Source organism: Candidatus Omnitrophota bacterium (assembly GCA_025453395.1).
In the GTDB taxonomy this organism is placed as follows: domain Bacteria; phylum Omnitrophota; class Gorgyraeia; order Gygaellales; family Profunditerraquicolaceae; genus JAlOQK01.
Map to the genome: position 1 here is coordinate 213,642 of JALOQK010000001.1, position 20,719 is coordinate 234,360.

A 20,719-nucleotide genomic window follows, 5' to 3' on the forward strand; every position below is an offset into this window, starting at 1 on the left:
TTACAACCAAATCGCTGCCCTGCGCGGATAATTTCTATCTGCGTTGATTAACCAAAAATAATATTTATCAAAATCCATGTCGTGTTTATCTCTCGCAAAACGCACAAACCCGCCGCGGTTTAAGCCTCGCCTGGATATCAATTTCTGCCCGTCCCCGGGAGCGCCGTCGCGGTTGGAAAAAGCGTCTTTTTGGAAAACATCCTCATTGCGTGTACCTGTTCTCAACAAAATAAGATTCCTGTAGAATAATTCCTGCAGCAGGCTGACCGGATGGGAAAAATACTTTCTTTGCGTAGTATCCGGGAATCCTTTCATAAAATATTCAGTAAGATATTTTATGGCGCTGCGCACTAAATCTTTACTCTGACTACTTAGGTCAACCCGCCAAAAACAAACATCTAAAGATACGGTTTCTTCTTTTTCATTTTTCTTCTCAATAAATTCAATCCTGACTAAAAGTTCATTTTTAAGCCACGCCTCAAATATATTATTATGGAATTCTTTAATTTCTACTTTCGTTCCAGAAAATTCTATAACTTCAACGCGCTTAGGTAAAGTCATGCTATCTGAATCTGTGTCGGGAGGCATAGCTCTATTCTTAGAGAAAATTGCCATCAGGCCAAGCGCTACTATAATTGTTAATAATACGGGTAAAAGGTAAGGTGGGAATGAAACAAATTGAGTATGCTGCACCGGCGCTCCGGTAGGCTGGGCTTGCGCCAGATACGCTCCAGCGGCAAAAAGGTCTTTCGCGCCTAAGGCAATAAACGCTGCGGTAAAAGGAATAAGCATATTACGGATAACCGGGCTACTGTTTGTCCCAAGCGCGCCGCCGATTTTTTTGTCCTGCGCCGGACTGCCGGATACCTCCTTAGAATTAAGTATCGTATCCCCGAAATCGAATTTCTTGCCTGTTTTATTCGCCTCAACAACGCTGGTAAAATATGGCCTAAATTGTTCGCACGAAGAAAAACGATAGCCTATCCTGTCTAAACTGATTATATGAGCAATCCCGGATGAACCCAGCATACGCAACATCGCGTTGGACATACCCATAAACAATGACTGATTTGCTTTCTGATAAATGTAATATTGATTTTTTGGCCGCGCGTGAAAATAAAAATCCGCGATATGATTAACTGACGGAAAAAGAAGAAATCTTTTTATATCTTCAAATATAATTTTGAGGCGCTTATCTGTATTCCCAATACTATCCTCAAAGGACCCGGCAATACCTCTTACTTTAGCATCTTTATCTTCGGCATAAACGCATCCTTCAAAAAGAGAGTGGTCAAATGTCGGAGGGATATAAATACAATTACCGTCTTTGCCAGTAAGCATAATCCTATTAAGCTCTATAATTCTTTTTTTAAAGTCTAAAAAGTTAGTTAAGGCGCCGTTGTGTATTTCTTTTAATAACTGCACGAATTCTTCGCGCACCTGTTTTTGATTATGGAAATAATTTTTTTCGTTTTCTGATGCCGGGCCTGCGGCTTGCGCCTTACGATCGCACACTGCTTCATTCCAGGGAGCCTCTAAGGCGTTCTCCCAATCAAACTGCTTAATATTATGTTTTCCTTGAAATAACTTCTGAAGGTAACGGAAGGCTTTTATCGCTAGGACAAATAGAAAAGGCACGGTCATCACCGGATACAGCGAGGCGCGCCCTAAATGCGAATCCGGCGGGCCGGTAGACTGAGCTTGCGTCAGGTATGCGCCTGCGACAACCACCGCGCCAAGGCAAACTACACCAAGCATTGTGCAAACTTCTCCGAGGCCTTTTTTAGCGCCGCCGGGAGCGCCAACAAATTTGATATTCTGTTTTCCTTTTTCTGCCGCCTCATCCAATGCCCTCTTGGCAAAAAGCAAGGCGCTTTTATCAGTAGTGCCTTCTTTAAGCGCTTGCCGCAATAAATATAAAAGCCACGGCCAATCTTTAATCTTTACGACAAGCCCTATAATGCCAGATAAGGTTTTACCGTGTAGATCGCTGTGATAAATAATCATTTTCTTAACATATTCTTTACGGTCTAATTTGCCAAAAATCCTCTCCCATTCTTCAATCCTAAAATCATCACCGCGGTTGTCTACAGTAACAGGTACAGGTTTTAAGCGTTTGGCAACCTTGAATTCATCCGTCTTCTGAATGGCGATTTGTTTAACCTCAACAACTGCCTCATCTTGTTTTGCTTGAATCTTCAACCCAGACGGCGCGCCCACTGGCTCTTGCTGCGCTTTTTTTTCTTTTAATATAGCGTTAAACTCTTTTCTTAATATTATAAATTCGCCTCCGGTATTTTCTTTGCAGAGCTCAACGAGTAGGTCTCTTACTTTTTCTCTCCCCTGACTTAATTCTTTTCTTGAAGAGAAATTACCCGCCTTAAACTTAAGTAAGGCTTCTTTTATCCGGGCGGACAGGCTTTCTATTTCAGGTGAAGTTTTACGCACCCCTGTCTCCGGTAAGGTTGCGATTATGCCTTTTTTACGCAGTTCCTCCACAGGGTCAATACCGGCCTTACGCAAGCGCGCTAATATATTGGAAAAAGTAGAGGGGTGTTTTTTCATGTTCATTTTATCCCGAATTTCCATAAGCGGGAATTTCTTACTTCCTTTATCTTTTGCTACTTCTTCGGCGGCTTTAATAAACTTAGCCAAAGAAACTTTACTCCCCCTTTCTGCGCTGCTTACGCCTTCTAAAATAACCCCCTTTTCTTTCTTCCATCGCCACAAGGTGCAATACTTAAAGCCTGCTAACTTAGCTAATTGCGTAAGCAATATTTTTTCACCGGGATGATTTTTCAGGAAATCTGCCGTAATTTGTTCTAATCGAGCTTTTCTATCTTCCCTGCCTTCTGCCCCGCTTCCATCGGCAAATAGATAACGAAATTTTCCGCCATAAAAAGGATGCCCGATTAGATTTTTATCTTGCGCCCCCAGATAATTCGGCCCCAGCCTGCCGCCAATTCCTAAATCAGGGCCTGATTGAGAATAATGAGCTTTATCCCCGTTACATCCCTTCTCAATAGGATGGATAACCGCCTTGTAACACATCCTAAGCGGTAAATTTAATTCTAAATACCAAGATAGCGCCATAGAGTGGCCTTTGGACCTTCTCGGAAAGTATTTACCATAATAAAAAAATCCACTATTTGTTTTTAGCGATGGCATAAATCTAAAGGTATTAATTCTGGGAGACATGCCCCATAGGGCATTAACAAAAGAATCCATAAGCTTACTGCCAATGCCATTTCTCTGGAAAGCTGGTAAAATAGCCAATTCTTGTAAATTGGCTATAGTTTCTTTATAAATAGAAAAACGGATAAACCCTACAATATCACCTTTTTCAACCGCCAAATAAACATAGTTATCTAATAAGCGCTTTTTATACTCTTCTACTAAATGCTGCGCAGGATTAACTATTTTGGGTTTAGTCGCGGGATTAGAAAAAACTAATTTTTCTATACAGAGCATCGCTCTTGCGGTTTTATCTAAGCGTTCAGGGCCGAGCTTAACGATATCCGCCGCGTTATAAATCCCGTCATCTAAATTAGCCCTTAATATACCGGCTTTTCTGACGACAGATGATTTATTAAGCAGATACTCGCCATAAGACAATATTGCAATGAATATAAATACGATAAGAAATGGCAATTTGCTTAGCCATGTATCAAGATGGTTAGCCGCCAAAAGCGCCGCAAGGCCGATGAACACAGGAGATTGTAAAACAACGCCTTCGCCGGAAGAAGGTGTTTGTTTACTCCCGGGCGCACCGCTGGGAAAATACTGGCGCCGCAACCCTCCTACTTGTTCTTGCGCTAATGTTTTCATTTGGGAATTACTTAAATTTGAAAAAGCGCCTTGCCCGAGAAAACCCGCCTTACTATACTCATTAAGGAATCTGTATGTTATATATAATTTCCTTTCCGGGCTTGAGAATAACCAATAGAAAAATGTTAATAACGTACCCGGCCTGCCCTGATTAATCCTTTCAACAATCCCCTCGCAATACTCATCAGCAAATTTTAATATTCTCTGCGAGTCACTAATAAAACCCAAGAATAGAGGATCCTTTCTTAATCTGAAAATAATGCTCCCCCATTTTTCCTGAAGCGCGTTGCCGAAAACTAACGGGCTATGATCAACAAGATACATATCGGCAAAACTGACATCGCCGCGGTAATCAAAAGCTAATGTCGTACCCGGATAATAACGCTTCTTCGTTTCGCTAAGTTCGCATTGCTCAAAAACAGAATCAGGATACACATCTAAAGCTCTGCCAATCCTGCTTAACTGGCTTATCCTCAGCGCCCTTCTTATTACTTGTTCATTTTTTTCAACAAAACTGTGTTGCATTTGAAAACTAACTCCCAAACCACGGCTTGATAGTTCCTGAAAGAAATTCCAAGTCGTCTGGCCAGAGGTTATATTGATTAATGTATTAATGATAATATCCGCTTCGGGGTAATACCGGATAACTGCCTCCGCGAGGTTAGCTATCTTGATAAGCGAAATTGCCGGCCTCGCCAAATGGCTATCATCCAAAGAAATTCTAAAGGTAAACTTACTATCACTACCTCTTGATTTCTTAATCATGAGCACAAATTCTCGCGCTTTTTCTGGAGTAACCATCAAAGAAGCATTGGTAGTTAACGAACAAACATTACGCTCAGCGATTATTTCATGGAGGTCTTTGCGTAAAGAAAGCTCTCCTCCGGAAATATACAAAGAGGGGTCCCTTATGCCCATGCCGCTGAAATCTGTCGCGCGGTAGAAATCCACCAAAACCATTTCTCTTTTCCTCCCGCTGTCGCAGGAAAACATACAGATATCGCAACCACTGTTACAGGTAAGCGAAAGAACACAAAGAATCCTTTTAGGAACCCAATTTGAATACGGATTAATTCGAATATCAAGGTTGGCGAACTGTTCTCTTCTTAAAAACTCTACCCGCTGTTGAAAACTATAATCTAAATCAGAGATGTCTTCAATAACCTGCGACCCAAAAATCTCCCTGACTTTAGACGCCCCGCTCCCATCGGCAAACAGATAACGAAACTTTCCGCCATAAAAAGGATGCCCGATTAAATTTTTATCGCGCGCCCCCAGAAAATTCGGCCCCAGCCTGCCGCCAAAATCAATATCAATATCGGATAACGACGGCAGATGATGAAAAAGCGAACTCCCCGTCGCACCCAAACCCCGCCCGCCCGCGCCGCTGGCATTCGCCTTATTTACCGTTTCTAACCTCGTAGGTTGAATCGTTTGCTTCTTTATCTTTGGCCGCTCCGGGCTGCAGGCCGGCGAAGTGAGAGCGCCGCGATCAATATTACTATCTGCTAGGGACACTTCTGGCGAAAGTTGTTGCGGTGTTTTAGCTTTAGAGAAAACGGTCTGGTTAATTCGGTAAATTCTCCAGGGTTTAATATAAGATCTCCAATAGCTAAAGCAGGTATTCGGCATTATGTTGGCCGCCCATTCAATATCACGCGACAGATGAGGCTGTCTGGTCGTCTGTTCGCTGACAATAAGATATCCGCCGCGTAAAACCTGGATTTTGACCTTTTTCCAGAAATAACTTTTTTTGGAAATACGCCCGGCCATCCCCGGCCCCTGAACATAAACAATCCCGTATTTGTTTTGATTTTGCATAAAATCATTAATCTGATATAAAATCTTTATATTTTGTCTTCCCAAAAGTGCCCGCATCTTATCGTTTAATCCGATATTTATTTCCAATAAAGCAGGATCAATAACCTTAACGGCCATTTCCCCCAAGGCTTCCCCCACCCAGTTAAAATATTCGCTTAATTGTTTGATAATTCCCTGAATATCCTGCTTATCGGGAATACTCACAGACATTTCCTTCTGAACAAAATTATCGTTAAAAATAAAACAGCGCGCCGAAGGAAACAAGTTCACCAAGGCCATAAAACTTACCGCGTCATGACCGGCGCAGGGATAATAAACATCCCCTTTATATATCCTAAAGGCATCTCTTAAATCCGCTCCGCCGAGAATTTCAGCTTGTTTGTATTTAGGCGCGATGTATAGCTTGCAAAACCGCGGCATAATCTCTTGCTCGATAACCGCATTTTCAGATGAAAGCATTTCTGAAATCTGGCCCGCATGAACAAGGCTTATCCTTTTTTCTAAAAGCAACTGCGGCCTCTCCTGCAGGAATAAATCCTTTAACGCCTGCTCATAATCAGCGCGGATGATTATTTTGTTTTTATATTCTTGATCAAACTGGCCGTAGGCGCTATCAATAAAAAACTTTTCATTGCCATCATAGAGAACAATCCAATAGTGATGAGAACCATTTTTAAGCGCGGGGCCGCTGTAAAAACCCGGCATAATTTCCAGATGTGCGCCCCGATTCTTTCCGATCGGTAAATCAAACTTAGCAGAGAGCATCTTAGCCAAAAGCACATTGCTTGTAATGCATGAAGCGTATGTAAATTCAAGCAATTTTTTATCCGCAATTACCCCAAAAAACCAATCCTGGATAAGCGCGATAAAATCAGCATGTTGAAATCTCCGAAAGATTCCCTCAAAGCCCCCCATTTTAATCTCCGGGAGCGTTAGATTAAATCCGTCTGAATAAGCTTGTTGAAATAATTGCCTCTGGCAGCACATATTCGCATATATATTTTTCTGCCTCATATCTTCTGATAAATGAATGCCCGCTGGCAACATCCGCCAGCCAAGCATATTTGGCGAAGTGGGCGCGTTGCCGCGGTTCAAAAGGGTGTCCCCTTGGGGAACGTCCCCATTTCCATTTCCGGAATTCTCTGATCCCACATAAGCCACGCGAGGATTAGAGATAGCTCCTAAAAGTATCGCACCTTCTGTTTCCGGCTCAACAACATGATAAATGTCGCAAAAAGCTCCTTTAATCATTTTTACTTCCTGCCACTTAACGCAAATTTTATCCTGAATATCGCTGGAAACAATCAAGCCTAATTTATTGTAAACCGCATAAAGATTATAAGCGCTTCTGTCAAATATGATTTCCGCTCTAAGATTATTCTCTATTTTAGAAGCCTCTCGGGCATACCCTAAAGCTTTAAGCTTTTCAGTAAAACACCCTGCTGGCTGAACACCGAACCAATAATCGCAAATAAGTTTTCTTATTGCCGGCCTAAAGATGTGGAATTTAGCCGTTAATAAACACGCCAAGAAGATAAAATATAAGGTAAACCCAAATAGAGGAAATTTCGCGGCAAGTGCCAGCGGAACAAAAGTTACCAGCGCGCAGGATGCGAAAATATGCGGAATACTTATGCGCCTCATGCCTAAATAAGGAATAATATCTTTATTGATACCCTCGGAACGGATGATAAAATCTACATTAAGCTTACGGAAGATTTTTTCTTTTTCAGGATCAGTAACAATTACCGCGGTTAAAGCGCCTGCACTTTTAGCTTCTCTTGCGCCTTGCGCTTGGTCTTCAAACAAAATAATCTCATTAAGCGCAAGGCCGTATTTCTTCCTTAAAGCAATAATCTGTGTTTTTTTATCGTGCGGTATACCGCTTTTCAGGGGATATGCTCCGTAAATCTGGTCATAGAAATACTCCATGCCCAAAATCCTGATTGTTTCCTTTAAAGAAACACTTGGCTGGCCGCTTGTCTGAATAATCCTTACTCCCGGAAACTTGCGCCTGATTTCACACAAGGCTTTTACTGTTTCCGGAATAACAATATTGTCGCCTCTTCCTATTTTCTCTTTAACACTTTTTAAAATCAAATCGCAGAATTCATCAACATACTCCTGATTTGTCCTTAGGTTTCTAACTTTTTTTGTGCGCGCCCTTGCTATGACATCGCCAATTTGAGCATACAAAGAACCTCCGCCACATGCATTAACATAATCTATGCCATTCTTAAGGCCTTCTTTTGTGGGGATATAGCTTCGGCTTTCGCCTTTCATGATCCGGTCATACATTGCCCCCCAGACAAAGAAAACACAATCCAGGCTGTCCACCACTACCCCATCCCAAACCAAAACAATCACTTTTATTCTTGGCTTAACATCCGTAATTTTAATAACCTTTGCCGGATGTTTTGAACGCATCCGCGAGAAAATACTGGATAAATACGGACGCGCGCTAAATAATAGACAAAATAATATTGTCAATGCCCAGAATCCTTTTGGGAGCGAAACAAGCATCTCTTGCGGCCAGAAATCAGCCGGCATTAAACTTATTAAAAAGAATGCCGAAAGAATATGGCTGAATGTTTTTATGCCGCGGGGCGTTAATGCTGCCAGGCCCTTCTGGCTTTCTTTTATTAAAGAAGCGGCGGCGTCCAACTTTTTTTTGGTTGCCGGGTCATCGCCACCTTGCTTATTATTTTTTGCCGTCATCGCCTGGTCAGCAAATAACGCCAGCCCTTGCGATAGCATCGACAGACGAATCTCAAAAATTCTTTGGATATATTTCGCATGAATAGCTACCGCCAAATCTTCATGATTAACAAAACTATTCACAACAATTAACGCATAACCAATACTCTCAACATCACGGCATTTTTCGGCCAAGCCCGAAAGAAAACTAAACGTTTCATATCTAATAACATTCTGGCTACAAATCACTGAATCTTTTGTTGTTTTTTGTACAGCGGCATCTTTCTGCTGCGCAGGAATAATATCAAATTTCTTTGAACCGTTGTCCTGGAGCGCTTTAATATTATTTACCGTTTCTAACCTCGTAGGCTGAATCGGTAGCTGGGCTACCGATGCCGGGCTGTTGAATTGCCTTTCACGGTAGAAGACCGAATATTGTGTTGCCCCTGAGACAAATCCCTTAGATTCCAAAACTCTCTCTATCAAAAGATAAGGGAATTTGATATCTTCTTGCTTTTTAAACCTTAAATATGGGGCCATACGATATGTCTTTACAATGCTGCTAGTGAATTGTTTAACAAAATATTGGATTGCTGATAAATCATTTATTCTGATACTCAGCGGATAAAGAACGCAATAGACAAAACCGTCTATTCTACATACGCGCAGAGCTTCTTTTAAAGCTGAATACTTGTCTTTGATATACTCCATCACCGCACTGCCAAAAATGACAACATCAAAACTGTTATCGGCAAAAGGAATGCCCTTTTCCATATCGTAGATAATCTGGCGGGATTTTAGCCTATTGATATATTCTTGGGCTTCTGAGACAGTAATTGCCATTCCCGTTTCGGAAAAATTATGGAATCTATCTTGCAGGTCTTCAGGATTACTATAAATTAGGTCTTCCTTTGCCAGCGCCGTAATATCAACATTATTGCCGCAGGTTGCCATAAGCCCAAAAGCTTCAAATCCTCTCCCGGGACCGATCAATAACACTCTAACAACTCTCTGCCCTATAGAAATTTTAATTGTCTGTATGTCCATTGTTATGTCGCCATCAAAAAGCATATTGAGGCCCCAAAAATCCCTATTAATATTTTTCTCGCAATCATATGGGTTCTTCCTCACCGTATCAACCAATCCATTTTTTTCGCCTTCTATTAACTTTCCTTCTATGCTCCCATCGGCAAAAAACCAGCCGAATTTGTGGCTTTCGTAAAGCGGATCTCTTACTCCGTCAAACGCCCGTGCCCCCAGATAATTCGGCCCCAGCCTGCCGCCAAAACCAAAACTAAAATCAATATCCGCAGGCGACGGCTGATGATGAAAAAGCGGGCTTCCTGCCGCGCCTGTTACCTGCCCCCCGAGCGCGCCGCCGCGGTTCAAAAGGGTGCCTTTTTGGGGAACGTCCCCATTTCCATGCGCCGGGCTGTTTGCTTTCATTGCTTTAAAACGCCATGCAAACAGACTTAAGATATAATAAATTAAATTGCTGAAAACTGGGATGCGCTCGTTATAAGTAAAGGATATAAAAGCTATGCTGATAAAAAATATAACGGTATAAGCTAACATTCCAAATGCAGAAATATCCGATAAGCCGTCTGTATCAGCAAACGATCCGTAAACAATCGCCGCAAGTAAAGAGAAGATATTCAGTAGCGAAAAAATAATTTGTTCAAAATTGACAAAACGCGCTTGCGCTTTCACGGTAGATTTTACAGCCAATTGTGAAATAAAAGAAAACCGTACTTTTTCCGTATGTTTTCTCATTTGCCCAAAGATAAAATCATTAAGCGCGGGGCTTTCCTGAAAAAATATAAAACGCGCCAAAAGCTCCTCAAGCTTATCTATCTGCTGTATTTCTTTGCTGAAAACCTGATCCATATAATAACCGGCCTCAAGCGGCATGCCGCAAGAAGCAAAATAAACAGCTAATACAAGCCAAGCCAAAGTTCCCTCATCAAAATAATTGAAGCGACGAATAATATTTTCATATCTGCTTTTCAACAGTTTATCCAGAAAAAGTGAAGCCATAGATTCTTCTGAAACATTCCCGATAACAGAGTTAGAAATAAGATTCTTAAATTCCTTTCTTTCCTGCATAGCCATATAAGCAACATGGTCACAAATAACAAGATTGCCCTGCGGATCAACAAAAAACATCATTTTGTCAAGGTCGCGCGCATGCTCCTGTATATCGGCAAAACTAAGCCGTAGGCTATAGGATTCGTTCTTAACGGCATTACCTTGCCCGATGATACGATTAATAAATGTCTTTGTTTTTCCTAATCCATAAAAGTCTAAAGACCCCAAAGAAACAACAAATAATAACAATTTTAATACCAAAGATGGAAAGCTGGGCCTTATCCCTAAACGCCAGGTCATATCATCTACTTCACGGCCTGTTTTATTGGCATAGCGGACATTAAACATTAGTTTTATCTTTCCGCGGCGCGCCAGTTTATTCATTGTTTTTATAACCTCGGAAAGCTGCTTGCCTGTTTTTTCGCGCATCTCTTTTTCATGATATTCGTCCGCAGAAACAAGCCAAACCACATTCTTAGGGAATTGCGCGAAGAATTCTTTTGCTACTTTTATATCTTCGGGAACAAGATAAGCGTTTGTAACAATGCGCACAACCTCAATCCTTTGGGCGGCATAACGGACCACATCCAGAAAATCCCGGCTTACGCCGCCTTCAAAATATTTGTCCTTGCCATAACAAAGCGGCTCTCCGGTGCCAACAATATGCACAAGCTTACATCCTCTTAACTGCTCAAAAAGCGAGTAGAGCGCTTCTTTAGGGACATCCCAAAAACCACCTTCCTTACAGGCGCAAGCCGCCAAGCAATCCGCGCAATTAAAACAACATTTATAGGTAACCATAACATTAATATCTTCCGCCACGCGCCCATCCATAATTGCATTAAGGATACGCAAAGCTATAGTCGCGGTGCCGATGCCGTTTTTGGACTTAAAAGAAAACGGTATTTTCAATAAAGATTCGTCCGAAGTTCCTACAGGATCAAGATCAGGTTTATTTCTCAAGGAAGGCCCGTATAGAAAAATTACAGCGATAATTACTAATAAAACAGGAAATAACAAGCATAAATAAAATGGGAACGCCTGCCCCGGCGGAGCTGGAATATTCTGGGCAGTTAAAACCTGCCCCGCGCTAACTGCACCAACTAACGAAAGAAATAATGTAGCAATTACCGGCGGGATAAGATTTGTCATCGGCCTGCCGTGGGATTTCTTTTCATATCTTTGCTGAACCCTTAACAGCCTGCTTTGATACCCACGGACTTCCCCCATTGGTAATGATTTCTCAAGTGAGGCCAAGCGAAATAATGCGTCCTTGCATAAACTTATTGCGGTTGCCGGACTTAATTTTTCTGTTTCTAAAGTAAGGATTTGCTCTTCAAGAATAAGGATACCGCTCTTTTCAACCTCTGCCTTTTTAATCTCTACCTCCGGCTTAATTGGTTGTTGCGCGGTAGGCTTTGGTAAAGGGTTCCTAAAATGCTGCGCCTGATAAGGAAAATCTCGTTTTATCCTATCATCCGCGTCAGCCGGCCAATCATCCTGAAAGATCCATTCCGCGTTTTTTTCTAAATAGTTTTTTATTACCCGCAACACATTATTCTTTATATTTTCTCGCAACCCTGCTTCTTCGTGGATAGTTGGATTGAGCGCTTTGTAAATCTGGACTAAACTTTTAACAGGATTATTAGCTTGTGGGTTGTTTATCTGCGCGCACCATAATAAAAGTTTACCTCTACCGCTATAACCTGGATCTGAAATATTGAGCAAACTTGTGACTTTAAGCTTTAAAATAGCCGAAGCAGCCCTGGCCTTTTCTCTTTCCCGCGCCATTTCAATCGCGGCTTGAAGGCTTTGTTTTTTATCTTCCTGCCACTTTTGATATTGCGCGTATTCTCCCCAAGAACTATCCCGAGCATGAATAAACGCCAGCATTTCCACTGTTTGGGCTAAGGAATTTTTTGCTATTTCTAACTCTGGGATAAAAGCTTTTTCTAGATTAAGCGCGTCTATGTCCTTACGCGCCTGCGTTAATTCTTTTATCTTAATTTTAACTTCTTTATCAATAGTTGTATACCGCTGGTCAATAACCGCAATTACCCTATTAATGACACTAGACATTTCAACTTTAGACGCCGCAGACTGAAAAGAATATTCATTGCATAATTTACGGCACATCCCTGCGGCGCTTTGCATTGCTTTTATCACGCAAAGGTTTAATTCTACCAAAACCTTGCTCTCCATATTAAGCAAACTGCCGCGCAGGTATTTAGCTAACCAGCAGTCATAAGTAAGATAATTCAGAAGCCTCTCCTCGGGCGGGAGGCTTCTGAATAATCCCGGGATAAAATTGCGCGCTTTTTCTTTTATGTTTCCTTGCCCGTCTTCACATAAGCTGCCTGCGCCTGCTTGGTCAATTATATCTTTCGGGTTAACTGCCAAGGCATTCTCTACTTTAGAAATCAAAGGATCAAATTCCGGGAAAAATTCGCCTTCCTGCATTTTTGCTTTAATTTGCTCAAAAGGTAAACCTTCAATAAGCCAAGAGATAAACAAATCAAAGTCCTGCCGCAGTTTATATTCATAAATAAGCTTATCCCGCTCAACAATGATATTTTTCATAAGCCCAAGGCATACTGCGTATTTGTTTTCGCGCAGGCCATTTTCCTCAAGATGTTTTTTCAAGGTGCTCTCCACCAAATCAAACAAAAGCTTATTTTCTGCATATTTCGCGTTTTCCAAAAATTCCTGCACAATTTTCATTGGCACATGTTTACGCGGAATAACATTTAAAACCCGCTGACAAATTGCGGATACCCCTTGATTAAGCGCATCAAGAGAAATAAAACTATCCGCGCGCAAGGCGTCCAGCTCTGCGTATGCCTTTTTAACGGCATTGACAATTTTTCCATTAATATTCTCTGCGTTCTGTATTTTGGCCCTTGAAGTATCGCTGTCGATTTTCTTGCACGCAAGAAACTTGCCTGTATCTTCCCGGAACTTCTCGATCTGCGGAAGCCTTTGGAAATCTTTCGGAAACCTTTTAAGTATGTTCATTAATTGCGCCTCAAATTGCCCCAATGGTTCTAATCCCGAAAGCCCGGCCTTTAAATTTTCTAACTCTTGAGATAGAGCAGCTTTCTGCTCTTTCCGCAACTGCTGCGCGGGTTTTGATAAAGCCGCGTCTTGCCTTTGCTGTTCTGTCAACCGTATTGCGCGTAAAATACATTCATTGGTTTGATTTAATAAAGATTCTCTTAACTGCTTTATATCCGGATCGTCAGTTAAATGCTCCGGAATCTCTTTCTCTAAAACCTGCTGATAGAAAATTATGCTTTCCGGTTTATCAGAATTATGCCTGCGCATCCTTCGCATCGTATCCTGTTTTTCCTGAAACGCCTTTTTCTCTGCCATTTGTTTTTCATTTTGCGGCGCCTGAAGTATTCGAAGCAGACTTTTGCCGATACCCAACCGGGATAATCTGCCAATCGCGCAATTAATCAAGGCTGAAACATTAAATACCTTTGCGCCAAGGCTCAAAATACCCACAGATAAAACAAAAGCCAGTAATTTAGAAGGGATAAATATAAAAGCTGCTGTAGCCGCAGATAAGAAAAATATTATAAAACCGAAAGATATAGCCTGCTCTTTTCCTGCGGAACAGGTTTGCTTAAAATCTTCCCAAAAAGTTTTTAAATCACAGGCGCATACTTGCCAGATTAATAATAGGCTGGCTGCGGCGCCTGTACTGATTAAAATACTTGCGTTATCGCTATACTCAAAAACGTTTTTAAGGGCTGTTCCTAAAATCACAGTTATTGCTAAAACAAAAAGCACAAAAATTAATTGCCCTTGGGAAAAGGCTTTATCAGAAATATCCTGACCGGCTTTCCGGTTTAATTTACCATATGCTGCAGCAATATTTATGATTTCCTGCCTGCACGCTAAAGCATGTTTATTGTTCAGCCTTAACAACTCCCCTAATTTAGATTTTGACAAATCCCTATCTCTCGCATTTTCCCCTTTAGCTAATAATATTAAGATCCTTACTGCTTCATATGTTCCGATAAGAGTTAAACATCTTATAATTGCTGAACGTTCTTCCTCGTTTATCTTCGGCCATAATCCGGCGGTTTTATCCACCCTTAACCTCTGCGCTAAGGCATAAAGGGCAAGAATATAGCTTTTTGATGAAGGCTCAAACCTCTTATCTATTTTTAAAAGCATCGCGTCAACTGCTTTATCAGGTTCTCCCAGCTCAATTATCTTTATTACTCTGATGACTTCATCCGGCTTGGCTTTTTCCTCTTCCAATACGGAAATAAGCTGCAACTTTGCCAATTCCGCGATCCTGGGGCTATCAGGATAAGCCTTTAATGCTTCAAAGGCAGCTTGGCTTGATTCATCCTCTACTGATGCGGCCAATTCTATAACAGAAGCCAACGCCTCTTCTATCCCCATGGCAAGAAGGCCAGAAATTAAAAATGATTTTTCCTGCTCTGTATTACAAAGCTTGACGCGAGAAATGAATTTATCTACATAACACAATTTATCCTGCTGGGGCATATTCTTTAAAATATCCACAGCCCAAACGCGTTGCGCCTCCAAACTGGAAATTAATCGCTTCAAGATAACGCAGAAACGCAGATTCCTTAAAATAATATCAACCCCCTGCTCCATACGGGCCAATCCACACCTAGGCCCATACTTATGTTCCTGAAGGCCTTGTTTATAATCTTTATCTAAGCAGCCTAAAACTGCGGCTATGGTTTCCCGAACACCTATATCTGCCTCCATTAAAGCCTGCCTAATCATTGCTTCGCCTTGTTCGCCGGAAACTATTTGCTCTTCCATCTCGGCTATCCTTTTTTCAAGCGGTTCTCCACCCGGCAACTGCGCAAACCCGCGGTATTTCAATCTCTGCCTGAAAGTTAGAATAAAGGAGACGGTTCTATTTTCTAGAAAACGCCAGAGGTAAATATAAACGGGGACTGCGATAATAAATAACAGGGGAATAAATAACAGGTATGGCGAGATAGCAGCTGTCTGCATCGCATCTACCGGCGCTCCGGTAGGCTGGGCAGGAATAAGGTATCTACTTGCGGCAACCGCCGCGCCAAGACAAGCTACGCTCAGCATTATGTAAACTTCTCCGAGGCCTTTTTCTTTTCTGTCCCCGTCCGCGCCGGAGCTAATAGCATTAGTAGAAACTTCAAGAACAGCCATTTTAATTTTATTCGATATAAAGCTATACTGTTGGCGTATTTCGCTTTTTTCTTTTTCAATGAATATGACATTATTCAGCTTCGCAATAAGCTGCTTCACGCACCCGGGTATGGAATTTCCCCAAGGATTACGTAAGCTGAAAAAATATTTATTATAAATATCGTCCAACTGTTGTGCCGCAAGCTTAAATAAATTAAGCTTTAACAAATCTTCTAGGTTAAAATTTGCCCAAGACTGGGCAAGCGCATGTAGTATATCAAAAGGCATTTCGCCGAAATGGCCTTCTTCTAAGAATAATTTTGCCGCGCCTTCTAAGGCATCCTTTACGGATATCTGCCCTTTCTTCAGCCGACAGAGAATTTTGGAAAAATCAGCACAAAGGGCATCCACAATTTCCCTTCTTTCTTCTTTAGAAAGCTGGAATAAATAAGTACGATTAGCGCTAATCTTTTCTACTGCCGCATAAATAGCGCTTCCTTTAAGCAGAATATGACTGTTGAGCGCAAAATCTAATTTTTCTAAATTATGGATTTGGTAGAGGCGGGTAACAGCTTCAAAAGCCGGCAATTTACGGGAAACAAATATAACTCTAAAGAAATACGCCCAAAGCCGCGGCGAACCGCGCACAAAATTATTTGTAATTGCGAATTCTCTGTAAACATTAAAAAATACCTCTGTTTTTTCTTTATTTATTCCGTTTAAGCGATTCCTGCGCCACGCTTTAGAGAAAACTTTCCTAAACTCTACCAAATAATTAGCATCTTTAGCCTGCCTAAGCATATAGCACAAAATCACATCTAACTCCCGAGTATATTTTGCCTTATTCCGCAGCATTCCCCCAATTTGCCCGAGGAAGGTATGGAATCCAGTGAATTCCGGCTCCTCCTCTTTAATTGCAGGCTCATTAATCAGGCCTATTTTCTTGGCATAAATACAAACTGAAGTTTTCTTGCGAATTAATTCCGTTAATTTTTCTTCAATACGTTTATTCCTCTGCCATACCCCGGCGCAACGCATAAGAAACTTTCTATTTTCTGCCCTAAAGATAAAACGCGCTTCTGCCCGGCGCATCTTAAGGAACATAAATGTGAGGCCCAGCACTTCATCGCTATTGCGCAACCTGTAATTTAGCAACAACCTCGCCAAGCCCAGAGAGCGTTCAGCAGTAAACTTTTCCGGTTTCCAAAGGGGATTTAGCTCTTTAGAAATTTCATTGATTTCGCTTTGTAAATTATTTATTTCCGGTTCAACGGCACTTTTAATTTCATTCCTAACTATTTTTATAGCCTTAAGCCATTTTCTGATTAAAACTATCTCGCTAACCCCATTCTCTATGCTATGGCTATTGCCTGCTATTTTTTCCCAGGTTAATCCCCTTTCTTCTGCGCGAGACAATACAGCAGCCGCGCCTTCTTCGCTAGGGACATTCCTATAATTAGCTTTGAGCAACCTGCCAGAAGAATAAGATTTCTCTAGAGAAAAGGAATTAAGCCTTAAAGATAATAATTCCAGCCTTAAATGGCGAATTGCCGAGGCAAGCGGCGCAGCTGCCGCTGATTCGTTATTTTCATCTAATAGTTTTATAGCGGTATTTAATTTATCTCTGATAATCTCGCGGCGTTTTATTTCTCCGGGCTTAAGCTGCGTAAGTTTATCCCTTAATTCAATAAATTTTCCTTGGCAGCCAAGAACAGTTGCTTTCACAGCAGTAAGGTTTTCTTTTTCTTCATCGCTTAATTTTTCTTTCTCTTCAAAATATTTTCTGATTGCTGTACATCCTAAAAGGCGCAAATACCATAATACCAGCATGTCAAGATAGACTGCCAAACGCGCCTGCCCGACTAAAATAACATCATTTCCCGCTTTTACAGCCGTTGTTTTAAATCTTTTTACATTATCGCGGAAAGCATTAAGCTGTTTTAATTTTACATCTTCCCTATAGCACCAAGCTTTTAACGCCTCTACGCTAAGACTTATATTCTCTAATTGCGCTAAACGCTGGGCAACCTCCCTATCCAAGGCAATCCCGCCTAATTGCAAAACTATTTTCTTAATCCGCGCCACGCGTTCATCCCTATCTACTCTCTTTATCCGCCCATTACCTAATTCAATACCCAAATCTGCGCAAAGCGCCTCAAATTTTCTTCCTGATCTTTCAGCATATCTATGCAGCCAAAGGTTTAATGTGCCTTGGCTAAGCCCTATTTTCTTGGCAACGTCTTTTACGCTGATCTTTGCCGGAACAGATTCCTGCGCCGCTTTTTTAATCGCTTCCAAACGCTTTTCTTCCGGCATCGGCCTTCTGCCCGGAGAAATATATTTCTTCCCCGCTCCGCTGCCATCGGCGAAGAATGAATTATACGGTAACCCCGGCTGCCAGCCCATATAACCGGATAAGCGCAAATATTCAAGCGGTGACACTACAAACATATCATCCGGATGATGCCGGATTACGCCATGCCCGCGGCTATCCGGAGGCTTTACAATGCCCGGTGATTTTTTATTGGCTTTATTCAACTTATCGGTTACAGCCTGCATGATTAAACCAAATTTTGCTTTTTGATCAGAAGAAATAAAACCTGCCGCGTTTGCTGCGAATGCGCTTACAACTGTCTTAAAGCGCTCAAGGGTTTGCGCATCATAAACAGCGTTAATTGAGCTGTTAAGTAAAATAATCATCCTGTCGTATGCGCTTTGTAAAACTTCCACATACATAGGCAGTTGCGTTTGTTTTATTTGATACTGGGATAAATTACTCAAAATATTCTGTATTTTTTGTATTGCCCGTTCAATTTGTTCAATCTCTTGCGCTGTGTTCACCTCCTGCTTTAATGCCTTTAAACTTGTAGCGCGGCGCAACAGCTCCGAATGATCTGTCTTTTGCGCTACCGGATTCATTATTTCTAGCGCCTTTCTATATTCTACTATCAATTTATTCTTCTCATTTTTTATCCAATCCGATGTACACTTTTCAAACCATCCAAAAATATAACTCATAACCTTTTCTGCTTCCCTCATATCAACAGCATTATTGCGCACCTTACTTATCATTTCACTGGCAATGGCAATATATTTTTCATTTTGAACCCGATAAAACCTGTTGCGCAGCCAGCAGCCTTGATAGGGCTGAGGCATTTTTTCTATGAATTCTTTAAAAGTGGCGGCTACGGTTAATTCATGCAACACCATTCTCTTATTTGTCCTCTCAAGGCATTCTTGAAAATCTCTAAATTTTATCAGCGCCTCTTTGTTAAGCTTAATTATCTCCCGCAGGATCTGATTTCCGGCAACCCGCATATTCAACTCATCAAGTACTTTTACAAATTTATCCGGGCCTATACGATAGTCTTTAATAAGCCCAAGCAGTATATTTTTAAGAGCAAATTCAGAAAGATAGCCGGCTTGGCCGCTGCCCTGCCCCCCGGAATTCTCCCATTTTATCGGCCCGTCTGCGCCAACACCTTGATGGGGCTGGCCAGAGCTCACCCGGGCAAAAGCGAATTGAGGCGAGTTTTTTTTGAAGAAATAAATAATTCCCGCGAGGATAAGATACGTTACAATTTGCTGACAACTTCCGCCAAAGGCGGGCCCGCCTGCGGCGGGGAAACCACAGGTAACCACATCCTGCCAACCAACAGGCGGGGCATGGAAAAACAGAGCTGAACAAATCTGCTGTAATATAATTAATGTGCCGATTATACCAAGTTTACGGGGACGCCCAGTCTTGCCTTTTACAATTCCAAATGCCTCAATATCCTGCGGACAGTTTTTAAAATAAATCCAGAGCGAATGCTTACTTTTCCCCAAAATCTTAGCGGTTTGATTTCTATCTTTTCCTTTAATTTTTTTTGAAAATTTCTCCAGAAGCTGCCTGATTCCTTTTATGCTCTCCTTAGGCATAAAAGGAATATCCGCCGCAGATTGAACTGCTGTTTCCCGAATGCCAGATGCCAACTGCTGCGCCAATTCTTCGTTTTCCGCGCAAGGCCAGCCATTAACAAGGCCGCTAAGTTCGTGAAAAATAGTTACAAGTTGTAAACAAAGAGGTAAGGAGGCATCCACGAAAATCTGCCCGGGCAGATTAAATCCGGTAAGCCTGCTTCTAATCTTTTGCTTAATTTTGTCAAATGTGCTTTTGTGCAGGAGTATTATGCGTATATCTACCATTTTCTGCTCCAAATCAACCCTGCGCGCCCTAATCAAACATGAAAAAACTTTTTTCCGGTAACCCTCACCCACCTCACGCACGTTGGCAAGCGCGGCGTGGTTTCTGTTAAGCCATTTCAGAAAACATCTCTGCTGCGCAGAAGTCAGCGGCTGGCCGTCTTCAGTGCGGGCTAAATCAGGCGGATTAGAAGGCTTATCGGTTTTCTTTGGCTTATTCTGATTTTTAGGCTTATTTTTATTCGCCGGCTTGCGGCTAAAAAGACAGCATACTGCTAAAACAAACATGCCCAAAAGCCACCCATCAGTCATAATATCCTGATTCAACTTCCAATTGAATCCGGCAAGCAGGATACCGGCAGGGGCATCTAACTTATTAAAAATAACTGATAAAGTTGTCATAAAGGCAATAGAAAATAACAGTTTTAGCGGATGCTGGAACCAAGAGATAAATTTCAGGCCCTGGTGATAATCTTTATTTAATTCTACGGGGGAATTTTGTATTGCCTGAAGGTAAACGGAGAGTTTCCGGGGATGCTTTAAATAATAAATGTAACTAGCAAAACAGGCCTTGAAATGCGAGCCGGTAACAAGCTCATTTAATTCATGCCTGAAGAATTCTTCCAATGCTTCTTCCGGCACAGCGGTAGCAGCCCAAGCAACCTGAATTACATTTCCGACAACTTCGCCTAAATAGGTGCGGTTTTCAGTTAGAAATCTTGAACAGATTGTCCGGCTTAAGAATTCAAAACTAAAATTTTCTACTGACGGGCTATGCTCAAAAGCAGCAAGGTAACTTCTATATTTGGCAAGAAAATATTCCACGCGATTAACAACCTGTCTTTTCTTATACGGAAATACGCCTTGCAATACTTTTTCTTTATTCCAAAGAAAAGTTGCGTTTTTCCCGCTTGTATTCACCCCTACCTTAATATTG

1 protein-coding gene (running past one end of the window) is annotated in these 20,719 nt (G+C 41.6%); it reads right to left on the reverse strand.

All coding sequences use genetic code 11. The features are described from left to right. On the reverse strand, nucleotides 1–20,719 hold the 3' end of the coding sequence (locus MUF05_01055) for a GNAT family N-acetyltransferase (GenBank protein MCU0665675.1). It continues 23,900 nt past the right edge of the window; 20,719 of the gene's 44,619 nt are visible here — the last part of the coding sequence; its start codon lies beyond the right edge, outside the window; the stop codon is at nucleotides 1–3.